The following is an 18,497-nucleotide window of genomic DNA, read 5'->3' on the forward strand; positions in this document are numbered from 1 at the left end:
CCTGCCTTTATGAGAAACGTAAGAGCAAAAATTGTGGTCAGCTAGATCAGCGCAGCATGCAAAAAGCCAATGCTTTTGTAGGTAATGCGCACCCCAGTTTGGGGTTTTTTTATGCCAGAAAGACAAGGATAGTGGGATTATGGCACAACAGATGACGGGCGCAAAAATGGTGATCCAAGCATTGCTGGATCAGGGCGTGGATACCGTTTTTGGATACCCTGGTGGTGCGGTATTGCCCATCTATGACGAGATTTTCAAAGAGAAGAAAATCCGCCACATTCTGGTGCGCCACGAACAGGGCGCAACCCATGCCGCCGAGGGTTACGCGCGCTCAACCGGTAAGCCAGGTGTTGTTCTGGTAACCTCTGGGCCCGGTGCCACCAATGCGGTAACCGGCATGACAGATGCGCTGTTAGACAGTGTTCCCTTGGTGGTTCTAACGGGTCAAGTGCCGACCTTTATGATTGGCTCTGATGCCTTTCAAGAGGCCGATACCGTTGGGATCACCCGCCCCTGTACCAAACACAACTGGTTGGTAAAAGACACCAACGAGCTATCGGATATTTTACATCAGGCCTTTCACATCGCCACAAATGGTCGCCCCGGCCCTGTATTGATAGACATCCCCAAGGACGTTCAATTTGCATCAGGTGATTATACCAAAAAGGACGATGCGCGCCTGCATCATTACGCCCCAGCAAAGGTTGGCGATGAAGCCGCAATTACCGCGCTCGTTGAATTAATGGAAACCGCCCAGAAGCCCGTATTTTATACCGGAGGCGGCGTGATTAATTCTGGGGTTGAGGCCTGTGAGACACTGCGCGCTCTGGTGCGCGAGACCAATTTCCCGATCACTTCGACACTTATGGGATTGGGCAGCTATCCGGCCTCTGGTGAGCATTGGATCGGCATGCTGGGCATGCATGGCACCTATGAAGCAAATCTAACCATGCATGATTGCGATCTGATGATCAATATTGGCGCACGCTTTGATGATCGCATCACTGGTGTGATCGATAAATTCAGCCCAAATTCAGAAAAAGTTCACATCGATATTGATCCGTCCTCTATTAACAAGGTTATCCATGTGGATGTACCGATTTTGGGCGATGTTGGTACAGTACTGGAACAGGCGATCACCATTTGGCGCGCGCGTGGATCGCGCACCAACGCCACCGCTGTGAAGACGTGGTGGGATCAGATCAACAAATGGCGCGCCGTCAAGTGCCTATCCTACGAACAATCAGACAAGATCATCAAGCCGCAATATGCCCTAGAGCGCCTAGAGGCCCTAACCAAGGACCACCCGAACCGCTTTATCACCACCGAAGTGGGCCAGCACCAGATGTGGGCCGCACAGTATTTGGGATTTGAAGACCCGAAACGCTGGATGACATCGGGGGGCTTGGGCACAATGGGCTATGGTTTGCCTGCCTCTGTTGGCGTACAGGTGGCCCATCCTGATGGCTTGGTTATCAATGTGGCTGGCGAGGCCTCTTGGCTGATGAATATGCAGGAAATGGGCACATGCACCCAGTATAACCTGCCTACCAAACAGTTTATCTTGAACAACGAGCGCCTTGGTATGGTACGCCAATGGCAGGAATTGCTGCACGGCGAACGATACTCGCAATCTTGGTCAGAGGCCCTGCCTGATTTTGTGAAATTGGCTGAAGCCTTTGGCGGCAAAGGAATTCAGGTATCGGATCCTGCCGATCTGGACGAGGCGATCATGGAAATGATAACCTATGACGGCCCCGTGATTTTTGACTGCTTGGTTGAAAAGCACGAGAACTGTTTGCCCATGATCCCATCGGGCAAGGCGCATAACCAGATGATCCTCAGCAGCTCGTCAACCAAAGATGCAATCGATGCCGACGGCGCGGTTATGGTATAATCTAGGGGCCTTGGCCCCTTCGTTATCCCTGATCCAAGCATTTTAAAGAAAATTTTACTATTTAGCGCCACGGTTTTTCCATGACGCTTAATACATCTTTGCCCCCGACACACCCCATGGGTCCGAAAATCGTTTTCTCCTACGGGATGACCAAATGTGGCTCGACGCTGGCCTTTGAATTAGCCCGCAGCGGTCTGGAATTGGCTGGCTATGCACAACCAAAATTAAAGGCCGATGGGATATCCGAGAAATCGAGGATCAATTTCGCCCATCATCTGGACCACGATCAATTGGATCAGATTTGGCAGGAGATTCAGGAAATCGGCCACCCGGTGGTGATAAAAACCCATTGCCGCCCTGACCCCAGCATCATCAAGGCAATGGAGCAAGGCATCGCCATCGCTCAGGCCACCTATCGCGATCCCCGCGATATGGCGCTGTCGATGCTGGATCATGGCAACCGCAGCCGGTCAGAGGGGCGTATGGCTTTTTCGGAGATCACAGATATGCAATCCGCGCTGTTGGATATCACATCACAGGTCGACAGCCTGACACAGTGGCTAGTACGCCCTAATTGCCTGCCGTTGTACTACGAGGATCTGGCATTTGATATGAATATCACCACCCGTCATATCCTAGCACAGCTACTGCTAGAAATCCCTGCGGCGCAAGTGGCCCGTTTCGTGCGCAAGAGCCGCTTTACACAAATGAACAAAGGTATTCAAAAAAGGTTTGTTTCTGAAATGCCTGCATCAGAAATTCGTACATTTCGCAAAACATTCGCACCCTTCTTAAAAACGCTAATCCGGCGACGACAGCGTTTGGTCTATACAGGGGCGCCAATTTTACCCGACGGCACTATTTTGATTGCAAACTGAGGCTGACAAGCCTTCCTAAACCTCTTAAACTAGCCCAAACACTAAGAGGAAAAATCGATGAATGCTCTGCACCTGAAGAAAGGTTCTTCGCGCAAAAGTGCCTACAATCTTCGCAGCACCCTAGGGGATGCGATAGAAACCCATACCCTGGCCATTTTGGTTGATAACGAGGTAGGTGTACTAGCACGCGTTATCGGATTGTTTTCCGGCCGTGGCTATAACATCGAGAGTTTGACCGTGGCCGAGACCAACCACACTGAGGGGCTATCACGCATCACTGTTGTTACCACAGGTACGCCCTCGATCATCGAACAAATCAAATCGCAATTGGGTCGTTTGGTCCCTGTGCACGACGTGCATGATTTGACTGTCGAGGGCCCCTCAGTAGAGCGCGAATTGGCGATGATCAAGGTGGTAGGCAAAGGTGATAACAGGGTTGAGGCCCTGCGCACATCCGAGGTTTTCCGCGCCAATGTCGTGGACAGCACACTTGAAAGCTTTGTGTTCGAACTAACTGGCACCCCGGAGAAAATCGACGCATTCGTAGAGCTGATGCGGCCCTTGGGGCTGATTGATGTCGCGCGTACCGGTGTTGCCGCTATTTCTCGTGGCGGGTAATGGATTGGGATTGCGCATATGACGTACGCGCCGCGATCAAAGATGCCGAGCTAATTCTAAGCAACTGGTCGGCGCGGGCCAAACGGTTCCGCGCACAACTACCTGACGCACAATTCGGATTAGACTACGGCGCGCATCCCCGTGAAAAATACGACTTCCTACCCTGCTCGGCCGCGCCTGCCGCCGCTGTGATTTTTATTCATGGTGGGTACTGGCGCAGCCTTGATCGCAGTGTTTTCACACATCTGATGGCTGGTTTCTTGGATCATGATGTGGATGTGTTTATGCCCAGCTATCCCTTGACCCCAGAGGTGCGCATAGAACAGATCGTGGACTCCATTGGACGCGCCTTAGAAGCCATCGCCGCGCGCACCAAACAGCCGATTTATTTGGTGGGTCATTCCGCGGGTGGGCATTTGGCCATGCGGATGATTTGCGATACGGCCCCCCTTTCGCGTGACACCCAAGCACGCATAGTGCGCGCCACCAGCGTCAGCGGCCTACATGATCTTCGCCCCCTATTGAAAACCAAAATGAACGAAGGCTTTCGCCTAACCATGGCCGAGGCAGAGCAGCAAAGCCCCGCTTTGGCACAAAATCTTGTCAAAGATGTACAAATCTGGGTTGGGACAAACGAGGTCCCCAGCTTCTTTCAGCAATCTACAACACTGAATGAAGCATGGGATAGCGCACGTATAAACACCGAACCCGATGCCGATCATTTTACGATTCTAGAGCCCCTCGCAGATGCGCAATCTAGGTTAGTGCGCTCTATTCTTGATCGCTAATATTGCTCCAAACCGAGGCCAAGGCCACCGAAGCCAAGCGCGCATCGGCACTATCTGCGCGTGATGTCAGCAACATCGGAACCTTGCCCCCAACCACGAGGCCAGCGGCACAAGCCCCCCCCAGATAGACCATTGATTTGAACAGGGTATTGCCAGAGGTAATATCCGGCACAATAATCGCATCCGCATTTCCAGCCACAGGATCATCCTGCAAACCTTTAATATCGCGTGATTTTTCCGAGAAAATTAGATCCAGCGCAAGAGGCCCAGAGAACTGAGCATTGGGCACCTGTGCTGTGGCCCAATCACGCAATTCTCGCGCCTCTATACTATTTGGCACCGAGGGAATTGGACTCTCGGTTGCAGATAAATAGGCGACCTTGGGGGTTCTTATCCCATGCGCATGTAGCAGGCGCACCACTGCGCGGGTGGCATCCTTGCGGGTGTCTAGATCGGGGCTGACATTTACCGCCGCATCTGAAACCACCACCGGTGTCTCTGCCCCGCCGGAATAGAGCGCGAAGAGATGCACAAAGCGTGCACCAAGGCGCAGACCTGCATCCCTTGACAGTGCATTTTTCATGAATACGTCCGTATGCAGCTGTCCCTTCATCAGCACATCCGCATCCCCCGCGCCGCACAATTCGGCAGCGGTTTTCGCAGCCTCGGCCTCGCCATTGGTATCAATGATTTCAAATTCAGAGATATCCCAATTCAAGGTCTTGGCTTCTGACAGAATATCAGCCTGTTCACCCACAAAGATTGGGCGCATGATGCCTGCATTTACGCCCTCTTGGGCGGCCTGCATAGGCAGAGGCGCACCCGCACGCGCGATAGCCACACGTGGGGTATTCCCCGCCCGCGCCAGATCCAGCAAAGATGCAGGACAGGGCGTGGTGGTTTTTGACAGATAGTCAGATGTTCCGGACATTAGGTACCTTCTTGGGCTCGCATATCAGCGGGATCAATACCAGCAACGCTCACCGGTGCTTTCATCGCATCCCGACGGAATGGTTCACCGAGTTCCTTATTTAGAAGGATTTCGATAAAGGTGGTCTTGTTTTCCGTCATTTGCGCCTTAATTGCAGTGTCCAACTTTTCTGTCAAGTCATCCATGCTGGTTGCCTGCACGCCAACCAAACCACAGGCCTGCGCGATTGCAGCGTAGGAGACATCCTCGTCTAACTCTGTGCCTACAAAATTGTCTGAATACCACAGGGTTGTGTTACGCTTCTCGGCGCCCCATTGATAATTGCGGAAGATGACCATGGTAATCGCGGGCCACTCGCCGCGGCCTACAGCCGTCATTTCATTCATGGAAATCCCAAAGGCGCCATCGCCCGCAAACCCGACCACGGGGGTCTTGGGTTGGGCAATTTTGGCACCAGCAATCGCTGGGAAACCATAACCGCAAGGGCCAAACAGGCCGGGGGCCAAATACTTACGCCCTTGCTCAAAGCTGGGGTAGGCATTGCCGATGGCACAGTTGTTTCCGATATCCGAGGAGATGATCGCCTCGGTCGGAAGGGCCTTCTGGATTGCGCGCCATGCCATACGCGGGCTCATGTGGTCGGGTTTATCCGCCCGTGCGCGTTCGTTCCATGTGGTGCCTGGATCATCATCTTCGTGATCCATAGAGGTAAGCTCTTGGGCCCAAGCAGATTTGGTTTGGGCAATGGTTGCGCGACGTGCATCTCGCCCGATGTCACCTGCACTATCGGCCAGTTCCGCCAGCAGTTGTTCTGCAACCTTTTTCGCATCACCCACAATCCCAACGCTGACGGGCTTGGTTAGGCCAATGCGATCTGGGTTAAGGTCTACTTGGATTATTTTGGCGTTGGTTGGCCAGTAATCGATGCCATACCCAGGCAGGGTAGAAAATGGATTAAGCCGCGTGCCAAGTGCCAGGACTACATCCGCTTGCGCGATCAATTCCATCCCTGCCTTGGATCCATTATAGCCCAATGGCCCTGCGAATAACGGATGAGTACCTGGGAATGCATCATTGTGCTGATAGCCACAGCACACGGGTGCATCCAAACGCTCGGCAAGGGCCGCAGAGGCAGGAATACCACCCGCCAGCACCACACCTGCGCCATTTAAAATAACGGGAAATTTGGCGTTTGATAGCAGCTCAGCCGCTTTTCCGATGGCCTCTTGGCCGCCTGCTGGGCGTTCGAATTCCACAACCTGAGGCAAATCAATATCGATCACTTGGGTCCAGAAATCACGCGGGATATTGATCTGTGCTGGGGCTGAGGCGCGTTTGGCCTGTAGAATCACGCGATTCAAAACCTCGGCCATGCGCGATGGGTCGCGGACCTCTTCTTGATAGGCGACCATATCCTCGAACAATTTCATTTGTTCGATCTCTTGGAAGCCGCCCTGCCCGATGGTTTTATTGGCGGCCTGTGGCGTTACCAACAACAGGGGCGTGTGATTCCAATAGGCTGTTTTAACCGGTGTTACGAAATTGGTGATCCCTGGGCCGTTTTGTGCCACCATCATTGACATTTTGCCAGAGGCACGCGTGTAGCCATCAGCCATCATGCCCCCATTACATTCATGGGCAACATCCCAAAAGGTAATGCCGGCTTTGGGGAACAAATCGGAAATGGGCATCATGGCCGAACCAATAATGCCAAAGGCATTATCAATACCATGCATTTGCAGGACTTTTACGAAGGCCTCTTCGGTGGTCATTTTCATGGGATGGATCCTTTTAAACAGTGATAATTGTGCCCTGTGGCATTGCGAAAAACTCTAGTTGGTTCCCACCCATTATCCAATGCCTATAGGACTGTTTTATCGTCAATTTACGACAGAACCCGCCCTGTCAGCAGATTCCCCCGTGCGCAGGAATATTAAGCCAAAATAATGTTGCCGCCCTATTCTATACTATGACAGATTGAACGGGGGCTTTTCCGCTGGCCTACAAAAATGACCCTTACGTCACTTTGTAGGACGTGGCGTCATCACCGCCCCAAAACATTGCGCATTTTCGCAGATGTTTTACCTTAACGTCAGAAAAGATATTTTTGGGAGGCCATAATGCCAACATATACTGCACCGAACGCGGACTTTGATTTTGTCCTGCACAATGTTCTCAACATTCAAGAGCAAGATATTCCAGGATATGAAGATCTGACACAGGATTTCACATCAGCTGTGCTTGAAGAGGCCGGAAAACTGGCGCGTGATGTTTTTCAGCCCATCAACGCCTCTGGCGATCAACAGGGCTGTGTCTTGGAAAACGGTGTGATTACAACACCGGATGGATTCAAAGAAGCCTTTGATGCCTACCGCGAGGGCGGCTGGAACACGCTGGATGTTGATACAGACTATGGAGGTCAGGGCTTGGGCTATGTTTTGGCATCCTGTGTCGGCGAGATCTTTTCTTCGGCCAATATGGCGCTGACCATGTATCCCGGCCTGACACATGGTGCGATTTCAGCAATCCATGCCCACGGTACAGATCAACAAAAACAAACCTTCCTGCCCAAGATGGTCGATTTGGCGTGGTCAGGGACTATGAACCTAACCGAGCCTCACTGCGGCACGGATTTGGGGCTGATGCGAACCAAGGCCGAACCACAAGACGATGGTAGCTATAAAATATCTGGCCAGAAGATTTTCATCTCGGCGGGGGATAATGACATGACAGAGAATGTCGTGCATCTGGTTCTGGCCAAAATCCCCGGCGGCCCAGAGGGTGTGAAGGGGATTTCTTTGTTCATCGTGCCAAAATTCTTGGTGAACGACGATGGATCATTAGGTGCACGCAATGGTGTAGCCGTGGGCAATATTGAAGAGAAAATGGGCATTCATGGCAATGCCACCTGTGTCATGAATTATGACGAGGCGACAGGATATTTGCTGGGCGATGCACATAAGGGTATGCGCGCTATGTTCACCATGATGAATGAGGCCCGCTTGGGCGTGGCTATGCAGGGTGTATCACAGGCCGAGGCCGCCTATCAAAACGCGCTGGCCTATGCCAAGGACCGCCTACAGGGGCGCGATGTAACCGGCGTGAAGAACCCAGAGGGCCCTGCAGATCCATTGATTGTGCATCCCGATATTCGCCGCATGTTGATGAACCAGAAATCATTCGTTGAGGGGGCGCGCGCCTTTGCCCTATGGGGAGCGGTGATGATTGATCGCGCGCACAAGAACGAAGATGCGGCGGCGGATGGGCTGGTTTCATTGCTCACACCAGTCCTAAAGGGGTTTTTAACAGATGTTGGGTTTGACATGACCGTACAGGCGCAGCAGATCTTTGGCGGCCATGGATACATCGAGGAATGGGGCATGTCGCAGTTCACCCGCGATGCCCGCATTGCCATGATCTACGAGGGCGCCAATGGGGTTCAGGCACTTGATCTGGTTGGGCGCAAGATGCCCAAAGATGGCGGCAAACATGTGATGGCGTTTTTCGATATGGTCAAAACATTCCTAACCGAGAACAAGGACAACGCAGCACTGGCAGATTTTGTGGGGCCCTTAAAAGAGGCATCAAAAGATCTACAGGCGGTTTTAATGCATTTCATGCAGGCTGGGATGAAAAACCCCAATGATGCCTTGGCGGGGTCGACGGATGCGCTGCATATGTTTGGGCACGTGTGCCTAGGCCTGATGTGGGCGAAAATGGCCAAGGCCGCGCAGGAAGCTTTGGATGCGGGTACCGATAATCCAGAATTCTACAACACCAAGATCACCACAGGTCGTTATTACATGGCACGCTGGCTGCCAACCAACAAAACCCATATGGCCCGCGCCATGTCCAGCAGCGATGTTGTTATGGATCTGCCGGCCGAGGCGTTTTAAAAAATAAAGTCGTCGGCAGAGAAATCCTCTGCCGACAGGCTCTGCCCATCGTCGGTTTCGATGCGGATTTTCTCGTTGCGAATGGTAATTATCGCCCCGTATTCGCGAGATTTTATCTCGAAATCATTCACTGATTCAATCAATGCATAGGCGGATAGATCGATCAAATCTATACCCTGTTCGTAATCCAGAATAACATCTGTACGTTTGTCTGGGATAAACACAAATATATCCGCCCCCGCACCACCGGTTAGGTAATCTTTGCCCTGCCCGCCATCCAAAATATCATCCCCTGCCCCGCCAAATAGTTGATCTCCTTGGCGAAACCCATACAGATGGTCATCTTCTGCCCCACCTGTCAGGATATCTTTCGCGTTCGTTCCGATCAGCTGCAGCCCGATCTCATCGGGGGTGAATGTGAACTGGGTAAACCCGTCCTCGACAGCGCTGGCAACAAACACGTGTATTTCCCCCTCGATCTCTGTGATCTCGATCGCACTGATATTGGTCAACGCCACCTCAAAATCATCCTCGTAATCCACCACCCAACGCAGAGTTCCATTGGGCATCAGCTCGAATACCGATAACCCATCATCGCTGCCAGCGGCAAAAACAAACGCCCGCCCCGCGGTTTCCACCACCGTCAGCTCGCTAACCCCTTCAAAGCGGGTATGTAGACTATCGATGATATGATCCACCTCGACCAAGCGGCCCTTTTCACCAATACGAAAAACCGTGAGGCTGTCGCTGCCCGCGGCCCCCATAACCAGATATGTAATATCTCCGATCTGTGCAGTGACCAATTTCTGCGCATAGGAAAACCCAGATTGGGTTTCTGGCTCAATCGAAAAGCGCTGATGCAGATTGCCATGGCGCCCCATGCGAAACAGATCCAGACCCCCATCAAATGCTGAAATAACTGCAACGAAAACTTTATCGTCCACAACCGTTGATGTGATGTCCGTAATATCCCCCAAGTGGTTATTTCCACCATCCGTCACGATCTGCTTTTCGTTAAACTCCAGATCCTCTCCTACATGAAAGCTGAGCAAGGCCGCATCATTGCGCTTGGTGGCTAAAACATAGACTTGATCCTCGATATAAACAGTGTGGGTGGTTTCGAAATAGGCATAATCACTGGCGTCCCCGGTAACGGATGTCGGCGAATTTAGAGAGGTGCTATTTCTGCCACTGATTTTTATCAATCCAGCGCTGTCATCATAGCGTCCAGACGTAATGAAATAGGAAACACCAGCGATGCTCAGGGGCTCTAGATCATTTAGGGCCACTGTGCCGGTATCTTCGCCAAGCTTTAAATTATGCCGTAGCGTTGTGCCGCCATTTGCATAAATATAGTATAGCTTTAAATCACTGGTACCCTCATTCCCAAGGATCAGAAATGTCTGCCCATCCTTGGTATAAAACTCAAAATCCGAAATCCCACTGAATCGATTGCCAGGGCCCGTATACACGGACTCGACAACAGTTAAGTTGCTCATAGGAACCCACTCCTAACCCATATTACCCGAGGCTGAAGATGGGTCAGAGGGGTTTAACAGGGGGTCAATTCACGCCCATTGCTTACGCTGAATTGGTCTCTAATTTTGCAATAATTTAACGCAATAGGGCATGAAAAAGGCAGGCGAAACGCCTGCCCTCATTTTCAGCATGATCCTGTACTAGGTGTTGAACAGGAAATGTACAACATCGCCGTCAGCCATGACATAGGCCTTGCCCTCGGCGCGCATCTTGCCTTTTTCCTTGGCACCTTGTTCGCCATTGCAGGCGACGTAATCATCATATGCAATGGTTTCTGCGCGGATAAAGCCGCGTTCAAAATCCGTGTGAATAACGCCCGCCGCTTGGGGGGCGGTGGCGCCTGCGTGTACTGTCCATGCGCGGGCCTCTTTCGGGCCACAGGTAAAATAGGTTTGCAACCCAAGCAGATCATATCCCGCAGCAATCAGGCGATCCAACCCCGCCTGTTCTAACCCAAGTTCGGAGAGGAACATCTCGGCCTCTTCGGGTTCCAGCTGGCTGATCTCTTCTTCAATCGCGGCAGAAATCACGACACTGGCGGCACCCTGCTCTGCGGCCATCTTTGCAACGGCCTCGGAGTGTTGATTGCCCTCGCCAGCATTATCTTCCTCAACATTGCACACATATAAAACTGGCTTGGCCGACAACAGTGTTAACTGAGCCCATGCTTTCTCTTCATCTTCGCTGATCTCTACGGTGCGGGCAGGTTTTCCGGATTCGATCGCTGCCTTGGCGCGGTTCAGCAGATCATTTTGCTCTGCCGCCTCTTTGTCGCCGCCCTTCATCTTGCGGACCAAATTTTGTTGGCGTTTCTCGATGCTTTCTAGATCGGCCAACATCAACTCGGTTTCGATGGTATCAGCATCTTCGATCGGATTAACGCGCCCATCAACGTGGGTCACATCATCGTCCTCGAAACACCGCAGAACATGGGCGATGGCGTCACATTCGCGAATATTGGCCAAAAACTGGTTGCCCAGCCCCTCACCTTGGGATGCCCCCTTCACAAGGCCCGCGATATCCACAAATGTCATCCGCGCAGGAATGATGGATTTAGAGCCCGCGATCTCGGCCAATGTATCAAGACGTTTGTCCGGTACAGATACTTCGCCGACATTTGGCTCGATGGTACAAAACGGAAAATTTGCGGCCTGTGCGGCGGCGGTACGCGTAAGCGCATTAAACAATGTAGATTTGCCCACATTGGGCAATCCAACGATACCGGTTTTAAATCCCATAACACGACCTTTTTTAAGCTGTTTCGCGCATCTATCTGGCCAAAGGGGCAAAGGTCAAGCAATACGCCATTGATTTTCTGTGCAGATTGCCCCAAACCCGAGATTGAATTCAAAAAGGTTACCAAAAATGACTCGTATCGCCGCCAAATTTGAAGAACTGAAATCCAAGGGCCAATCGGCATTTGTCTCTTATATCATGGCAGGTGATCCCGATTATGACACAACCCTAGAGGTGCTAAAGGGTCTGCCGGCCGCGGGCGTAGATATTATCGAGCTTGGTGCGCCTTTTACTGATCCTATGGCCGATGGCTCAACAATCCAGCTGGCAGGTCAACGCGCGCTGGATGGCGGGATGACGTTGAATAGAACCTTGGAAATGGTTGTAGAATTCCGCAAAAACGACCAATCCACACCCATTGTTTTGATGGGATACTATAACCCCATCTATAATCATGGTGTCGCGCAATTCTTGGCAGATGCCAAGGCAGCGGGTGTTGACGGTTTGATTGTAGTGGATCTGCCGCCCGAAGAAGACGAAGAGCTGTGCATCCCCGCCGGTGCGGCAGGGATCGATTTCATCCGCCTTGCCACCCCCACGACCGATGCACGGCGCTTGCCAAAGCTCTTGCCCAATACCAGCGGGTTTATTTATTACGTTGCCGTAACGGGTGTTACAGGCACGGGATCAGCCAATGTGGATACAGTAGGCACAGAAATTGCCCGCATCAAGCAAAGCACTGACCTGCCACTGGTCGTTGGTTTTGGGATTAAGACCCCCCAAGATGCCAAAGAGATGGCGGCCGTGGCGGACGGCGCGGTGGTGGGATCTGCTATCGTATCCAAAATCGCCGATGGTGCGCCAGTTGCGGATGTTTTGGCCTTTGTTAAATCCTTGGCCGATGGCGCGCATAGCGCCTAATATGCCTGCGTAGTCCTACGGATTGACGCCTGTCTGAGATTGAAATACCTTTGGTAAAATTATTTTACCAAAGGGCACCACATGAGTATTGTCACCACAATCGATGATCTAAAACCCATCTACAGACGGCGGGTGCCGAAGATGTTTTATGACTATGCCGAAAGTGGGTCGTGGTCTGAGCAAACCTTCCGCGAAAACGAGAGTGATTTTAACCAGCTTTACTTTCGCCAGCGGGTTGCCGTGGATATTTCCGATCGCTCAACCACCAGCGAAATGATCGGCCAGAAAGTCTCTATGCCCGTAGCGCTTGCCCCAGTTGGGCTTACCGGTCTTCAGCACGCCAATGGCGAGATTCTGGCCGCGCGCGCCGCGCAAAAACAGGGTGTGCCCTATACCCTGTCGACCATGTCCATTTGTTCAATCGAAGATGTTGCCGAGGCCACAGACAAACCCTTTTGGTTTCAGCTGTATTGTATGAATGATCGTGATTTCATCGCCAATTTGGTGGATCGGGCCAAGGCCGCCAATTGTAGTGCCTTGGTTATTACCCTTGATCTGCAAATTTTGGGCCAGCGCCACAAGGATATCAAAAACAACCTAAGCGCCCCGCCGAAGTTAACGTTAAAAAACGCCTTGAACATTGCAACCAAACCCAGATGGGCGCTGGGGATGAAAGATGCCAAGAGGCGGGATTTTGGGAATATCATCGGCCATGCAACGGGGGTAGAGGATTTGAACAACCTGCACGAGTGGTCAGAGAATAATCTAATGCGCACGCTGGATTGGAAGGAGCTGGATTGGATCATCAAACGCTGGGGTGGCAAAGTAATCCTAAAGGGTATCCAAGATGTAGAGGATGCTAAAATGGCCGCCAAGACCGGTGCCCATGCGATTGTTGTATCCAATCACGGGGGACGACAACTAGACGGCGCACTTTCCTCTATCCGCGCCCTGCCCGAGATTATCGAGGCCGTTGGCGATAAAATCGAGATTTGGATGGATGGCGGTATCCGCTGTGGTCAGGATGTAGCCAAGGCGATCTGTTTTGGTGCCCAAGGCGTGATGATCGGGCGGCCCTATATATATGGCCTTGGGGCATTTGGTCAGCGCGGTGTCGAGATGGCTTTGACGATCATTCAAAAAGAGCTGGAAACCACCATGGCACTATGTGGCGAAGGAAGCTGTGCAAATATGACCCGCGAGAACTTGCTGGTACCGCGTGGGTTTAGCGGCGATTGGGAATGATAATACCCCGAATTTGGATGCGAAACTAGGACTTCACATTTATCAAAAACTGTCCTATAGGACGCGTTCACTGGCCTTACACCCCTGGAGGAAGGCCCACATTTATGGAGAATTATCATGGCAGGAAAAATTCCTGATCTAGAATTAACGCCACGCGCGGGGACAGGCAAGGGAGCCGCCCGCCAAGCACGTCGCGACGGTTTGGTACCTGGTGTTGTATATGGTGGTGGCCAAGAGCCCCAATCCATTACGATCCCATTCAATATCTTGTTTAAACAGCTGAAAGCGGGCGGTTTCATGTCCACGCTGTTTAACCTAAAGATCGAAGGTTCCGACGATGTCCGTGCCGTATGTCGTGGCGTTCAACGCGATGTAGTTAAAGATTTGCCAACGCATATCGATTTCTTGCGCCTAAAACGCGACAGCCGTATTAACATGAACATCCCTGTTGTCTTCTTGAACGAAGAATCATCAGCTGGTCTGAAAAAAGGTGGTACATTGACCATCGTTCGTCCAGACGTGGAATTGATGGTGACTGCGGGCAATATCCCGGATGCAATCGAAGTGGATCTGGAAAATCTGGATATTGGTGAGACTGTAAACATCTCAGACATCACCCTACCTGAAGGCGCACGCCCAGTTATTACGGATCGTGATTTCGTGATCGCCAATATCGCAGCACCAGGTGGCGCCGCAGATGAGGACGAAGACGAAGATGGCGCAGAGGCAGAAGATGCCCCAGCAGCCGCAGAGGGTGAAGCTGAAGAATAATTCAGCCCCTCTTATGAATTTTGAAAGCCCGTGAACCCTGTTTGCGGGCTTTTTCTTTTCGGCACGCTACACGAGGTGGCAATTGCAATGCGCGCACGCACCTCGTAAAACAAGCCCAAAGAATAGGGTATCAGCTATGAAATTATTCGTGGGCCTTGGTAATCCGGGTGCCAAATACGCTGGCAATCGCCACAACATCGGCTTTATGGCGCTGGATCAAATTGCCAGCGATCATCATTTTGCTCCCTGGCGTAAAAAGTTCCAAGGACAGATCAGTGATGGCCGCTTGGGTCTCGAAAAAATAGTCCTGCTGAAGCCAGAGACATTCATGAACCTATCGGGTCAATCGGTAGGCGAGGCGATGCGATTTTATAAGCTGACGCCCGATGATATCTATGTGTTCCACGACGAGCTGGATCTGGCCCCTGCCAAGGTGCGGGTCAAATCCGGTGGCGGGCATGCCGGACACAATGGGTTGCGATCGATGCATCAACATATCGGCGCCGAGTATCACCGCGTGCGGTTGGGCATTGGTCATCCGGGTCACAAAAACAAGGTGGCCTCTTATGTGTTGAATGATTTTGCAAAGGCCGAGCAGGGATGGCTGGATGATGTGATCCGTGGGATCGGCGATGGGGCACCTGATCTGGCCAATGGCGATAATAGTAAATTCATGAATGCCATTGCGCGGCGCACTGTGGTACAGCGCCCCAAGCCAAAACCAGTGCAAAAACCCACAAGCACGCCCGTGTCAAAGGCCGCCCCAACGCCAGCAGACACCAGAAGCCCAATGCAAAAACTGATGGATAAATTCGGAAAGTAATTCTATGGATCTTGTGCAACTGACCGATACATTTACCGCCGTATTTGGCCGCCTATTGCGCGCAGATTTTAAGGGGATAAATCGGTTGATAAAAATCAACAACCTCTTTGACCGCGATAAAATCATCTGGAATTTTTCCAATATGGATCAGCTGGCAGAAACCGCTACCCTAGGCTGTGCTGCTAAAACTCCAAGCCCTCTGCCCCATGACCCCAAGCCTCTGATCACACAGTATATATTTCAAGGCAAAACAACGACACTTGCCGATTATAAACGCGAGAAAAACCTGACCGCCCTATTGGTGCTCAAGGACAATAAAATCGCCCATGAGGAATATCTGCAAGGCACCGGCCCCGATGATCTTCGCATTTCATGGTCCATGGCCAAGAGCGTGATCTCGCTGTTATTAGGCGCATTGATAGACAAAGGGGAAATCCCGCGGGATGCCTTGGATTATCAAATCGCGGACCATGTGCCGTTATTGCGCGGCTCTGGGTATGATGGGGCCAGCCTGCGTAATATCCTGCAAATGTCCAGTGGGGTGGATTTTAACGAGGACTATTTAGACTATCACTCCGATATCAACAAAATGGGGCGGGTTCTGGCCATGGGCGGCTCGATGGATGCTTTTGCCGCACAGCTGAAAAATGCCACGCCTCCTGGGAAATACATGAACTATGTCTCTGTTGACACACATGTGATTGGAATGATGATCCGCGCGTTAACGGGCGAGGATATCTCTCGCCTGACAATCGAGCATATTTTCACCCCTCTTGGGTTGGAAAAAGATCCGGTTTTCATCACCGATAGCCTAGGTGAGCCGTTTATTCTGGGTGGGTTAAACATGACCACCCGCGATTATGCCCGCATCGCGCTGATGGTTTTGAACGGAGGGAATTGGAATGGTCAACAGATTGTCTCGCCAGAGTGGCTAGCACTATCCACCTGCCAATCAGCCCCGCCGGTTACACCAGAAAAACGTGATATTCCAGAGGGTTGGTTGGGTTACGGGATGCAATGGTGGTTACCCCAAGACCCAGTTGGCGGTGAAATTTATGGCATCGGTATTTATGGCCAATACCTGTATATCAATCCCATGTACAATGTTGTGATCGCCCAAAACGCCGGTGATATAGATTTCAAACACGGCCAAGGGATTGTAGAACATGAAACCCTAGCGATGATGCGCCAGATGGCTGAAAGCCTATAAGCTGTACGCTTTTAGAACCATTCTAATTCTTGACTTTCCCCCTGCGCAAGATCATATTCTAACCCGAGCAACAAGGAACAGGCCTGATGTTTATCCAAACAGAATCAACACCAAACCCCGCAACGCTGAAATTCTTGCCCGGTCAGACCGTTATGGCCATGGGCACCGCTGATTTTCCATCATCAGATGCCGCGAGCGCATCCCCCCTAGCCATGCGGATCTTTGCGGTCGAGGGTGCAACTGCTGTGTTTCTTGGGCCTGATTTTGTAACTGTAACCAAATCCGATGATGCTGAATGGGATCACATAAAGCCCGCATTGCTGGGCGCGATTATGGAACATTTTCAGTCTGGTCAGGCAGTTATTGATGGCGAAGACAATTCCGGTGGTCATGCGGAACACAATGGCGAAGACGGCGAAATTGTTGAACAAATCAAAGAACTACTGGATACTCGAGTGCGCCCTGCCGTGGCCCAAGATGGCGGCGATATCACCTTCCATGGCTTCGAGCGTGGGGTGGTCTATTTGCATATGCAAGGCGCCTGTGCTGGATGCCCATCCTCGACCATCACACTGAAAATGGGTATTGAGAACCTGTTGCGCCATTATATCCCCGAGGTCACCGAGGTTCGCCCTGTTGGTGTCTAAACCAATGATCTTATCGATTGATACATCGGCCGCGCATTGCGCGGTCGCAGTTCATAGGGGCACCGATTTACGCGCCTATCAGCTTGAAGAAATGCGCAAAGGTCAGGCGGAACGTCTATTCCCCCTGTGCGAAGAACAATTGGAAAGCGCAGAAACCAAATGGGCAGAGCTATCGGCCATTGCGGTGTGTGTCGGCCCTGGCAATTTCACGGGCGTGCGGATTGGGGTTTCTGCCGCGCGCGGCTTGGCGCTCAGCCTTGGCATTCCGGCGATCGGTGTAACACGCCTAGAGGCCATGAGTTATGGTAGCAATGGCGCCCAACGCGTCATTCTGGATGCCCGCCGTAATCGTGCTTTCCATCAGGATTTCAACGATTCCCGCGCCCTTGCCCCCGCCACGATCGGCCCGCTGATCCAACATAACGCGACCACTTATATTACCGAACCCACGGATCAGCATTTGATTACCATCGGTAAGGTTGCGCCGCCGCAATATCCCGTGGCACAAGCCTGTGGGTTGATCGCACTAGGCAAATTGGATCAGGAAAACCCACGACCGGCACCGCTATACCTAATGGCTGCTGATGCGGCCCCGTCCTCGATACCAGCGCCTAAGATCATCCCATGACGCCCACAGAAATGGCCGCCCTACACGCGGTATGTTTTACAAATACTCGCCCTTGGGGCCGCGCGGAATTTGAATCTCTATGTGCACAAAAACACACCAAGACCTTCTGTCTCCCCAGCGGTTTTGCCTTGATTCAAGTTATTGCAGACGAAGCCGAAATCCTGACCATTGCGATCGCACCACAGGCACAGAGGCGCGGAATTGGCACACTGCTGTGCAAGAAAATTTCAGAGGATTGTGGAAAAAATGGCGTTACTAAAATTTTTCTAGAGGTCGCCGCTGACAATCATAAGGCACGAGGATTATATCAAAAACTAGGATATCGCGAGATTGCCCGCAGGGCGGGCTATTACACCAGCGGCCGCGAGGTTGCTCAGGATGCTATAATACTGGCACAAAACCTAACCAGTGTCGCAAAAATCATCTAAATTGGCACAGTTGCTATTTTCTAATGATTTAAAAAAGGTTA

Annotated in this window: 17 protein-coding genes; 13 read left to right on the plus strand and 4 right to left on the minus strand. The window is 51.7% G+C overall.

Going from position 1 to position 18,497, the window contains the following annotated elements; all coding sequences use genetic code 11:
- Positions 1 to 139: 139 nt before the first annotated feature.
- The 4 genes from QQL62_RS03900 (at position 140) to QQL62_RS03915 (ending at position 4,181) form a co-directional block, all read left to right on the plus strand.
- Entirely contained in the window at positions 140 to 1,897 is a 1,758-nt protein-coding gene (locus tag QQL62_RS03900; protein WP_284376261.1) for an acetolactate synthase 3 large subunit, read from the plus strand.
- Between the two features lie 80 nt (positions 1,898 to 1,977).
- Positions 1,978 to 2,775 (plus strand): sulfotransferase domain-containing protein, encoded by a 798-nt coding sequence (locus tag QQL62_RS03905; RefSeq protein ID WP_284376262.1) that lies wholly within the window; start codon positions 1,978 to 1,980, stop codon positions 2,773 to 2,775.
- A gap of 57 nt (positions 2,776 to 2,832) precedes the next feature.
- The gene (gene ilvN, locus QQL62_RS03910) at positions 2,833 to 3,393 is read left to right on the plus strand and encodes an acetolactate synthase small subunit (RefSeq protein ID WP_284376264.1); all 561 of its coding nucleotides are present in this window, start codon (positions 2,833 to 2,835) and stop codon (positions 3,391 to 3,393) included.
- Entirely contained in the window at positions 3,393 to 4,181 is a 789-nt protein-coding gene (locus tag QQL62_RS03915) for an alpha/beta hydrolase (RefSeq protein ID WP_284376266.1), read from the plus strand. The genes ilvN and QQL62_RS03915 overlap by 1 nt, the downstream gene beginning before the upstream one ends.
- On the opposite strand, the gene QQL62_RS03920 is transcribed toward QQL62_RS03915, so the two are convergent.
- Positions 4,165 to 5,112, minus strand: coding sequence for a phosphate acyltransferase (locus tag QQL62_RS03920; RefSeq protein ID WP_284376268.1), 948 nt, complete (start codon positions 5,110 to 5,112; stop codon positions 4,165 to 4,167). The two genes, QQL62_RS03915 and QQL62_RS03920, sit on opposite strands and share 17 nt — an antisense overlap.
- Positions 5,112 to 6,890, minus strand: a complete 1,779-nt coding sequence (gene xsc, locus QQL62_RS03925) for a sulfoacetaldehyde acetyltransferase (protein WP_284376270.1) — start codon at positions 6,888 to 6,890, stop codon at positions 5,112 to 5,114. The genes QQL62_RS03920 and xsc overlap by 1 nt, the downstream gene beginning before the upstream one ends.
- A 342-nt stretch (positions 6,891 to 7,232) precedes the next feature.
- Between xsc and QQL62_RS03930 the strand changes: the two genes are divergently transcribed.
- Positions 7,233 to 9,008 (plus strand): acyl-CoA dehydrogenase C-terminal domain-containing protein, encoded by a 1,776-nt coding sequence (locus QQL62_RS03930; protein WP_284376272.1) that lies wholly within the window; start codon positions 7,233 to 7,235, stop codon positions 9,006 to 9,008.
- On the opposite strand, the gene QQL62_RS03935 is transcribed toward QQL62_RS03930, so the two are convergent.
- Positions 9,005 to 10,507, minus strand: a complete 1,503-nt coding sequence (locus QQL62_RS03935; RefSeq protein ID WP_284376274.1) for a calcium-binding protein — start codon at positions 10,505 to 10,507, stop codon at positions 9,005 to 9,007. The two genes, QQL62_RS03930 and QQL62_RS03935, sit on opposite strands and share 4 nt — an antisense overlap.
- Before the next feature lie 180 nt (positions 10,508 to 10,687).
- The gene (gene ychF / locus QQL62_RS03940) at positions 10,688 to 11,785 is read right to left on the minus strand and encodes a redox-regulated ATPase YchF (RefSeq protein WP_284376277.1); all 1,098 of its coding nucleotides are present in this window, start codon (positions 11,783 to 11,785) and stop codon (positions 10,688 to 10,690) included.
- Between the two features lie 127 nt (positions 11,786 to 11,912).
- Here ychF and trpA point away from each other — a divergent pair, with 127 nt between their 5' ends.
- The 8 genes from trpA to rimI all read left to right on the plus strand — a co-directional run bounded on the left by trpA (position 11,913) and on the right by rimI (position 18,456).
- Complete coding sequence (gene trpA, locus QQL62_RS03945; protein WP_284376279.1) at positions 11,913 to 12,704, plus strand: tryptophan synthase subunit alpha; 792 nt, start codon at positions 11,913 to 11,915, stop codon at positions 12,702 to 12,704.
- Positions 12,705 to 12,785: 81 nt separating this feature from the next.
- Positions 12,786 to 13,949: an alpha-hydroxy acid oxidase gene (locus QQL62_RS03950; protein ID WP_284376281.1), complete on the plus strand. Its 1,164-nt coding sequence runs from the start codon at positions 12,786 to 12,788 to the stop codon at positions 13,947 to 13,949.
- A gap of 117 nt (positions 13,950 to 14,066) precedes the next feature.
- Positions 14,067 to 14,720 (plus strand): 50S ribosomal protein L25/general stress protein Ctc, encoded by a 654-nt coding sequence (locus QQL62_RS03955; protein WP_284376282.1) that lies wholly within the window; start codon positions 14,067 to 14,069, stop codon positions 14,718 to 14,720.
- 136 nt (positions 14,721 to 14,856) lie between these two features.
- Positions 14,857 to 15,543, plus strand: coding sequence for an aminoacyl-tRNA hydrolase (gene pth, locus QQL62_RS03960; RefSeq protein ID WP_284376283.1), 687 nt, complete (start codon positions 14,857 to 14,859; stop codon positions 15,541 to 15,543).
- Positions 15,544 to 15,547: 4 nt separating this feature from the next.
- Entirely contained in the window at positions 15,548 to 16,753 is a 1,206-nt protein-coding gene (locus QQL62_RS03965) for a serine hydrolase domain-containing protein (protein ID WP_284376285.1), read from the plus strand.
- A gap of 86 nt (positions 16,754 to 16,839) precedes the next feature.
- Positions 16,840 to 17,400, plus strand: a complete 561-nt coding sequence (locus tag QQL62_RS03970) for a NifU family protein (protein WP_284376286.1) — start codon at positions 16,840 to 16,842, stop codon at positions 17,398 to 17,400.
- A gap of 4 nt (positions 17,401 to 17,404) precedes the next feature.
- Entirely contained in the window at positions 17,405 to 18,028 is a 624-nt protein-coding gene (gene tsaB / locus QQL62_RS03975) for a tRNA (adenosine(37)-N6)-threonylcarbamoyltransferase complex dimerization subunit type 1 TsaB (protein ID WP_284376288.1), read from the plus strand.
- Positions 18,025 to 18,456 carry a ribosomal protein S18-alanine N-acetyltransferase gene (gene rimI / locus QQL62_RS03980; RefSeq protein ID WP_284376289.1) on the plus strand — a complete coding sequence of 144 codons (432 nt, stop codon included), beginning with the start codon at positions 18,025 to 18,027 and terminating at the stop codon, positions 18,454 to 18,456. The genes tsaB and rimI overlap by 4 nt, the downstream gene beginning before the upstream one ends.
- The last annotated feature ends 41 nt before the right edge of the window (positions 18,457 to 18,497 follow it).

The organism is Amylibacter marinus, from assembly GCF_030160015.1.
In the GTDB taxonomy this organism is placed as follows: domain Bacteria; phylum Pseudomonadota; class Alphaproteobacteria; order Rhodobacterales; family Rhodobacteraceae; genus Amylibacter; species Amylibacter marinus.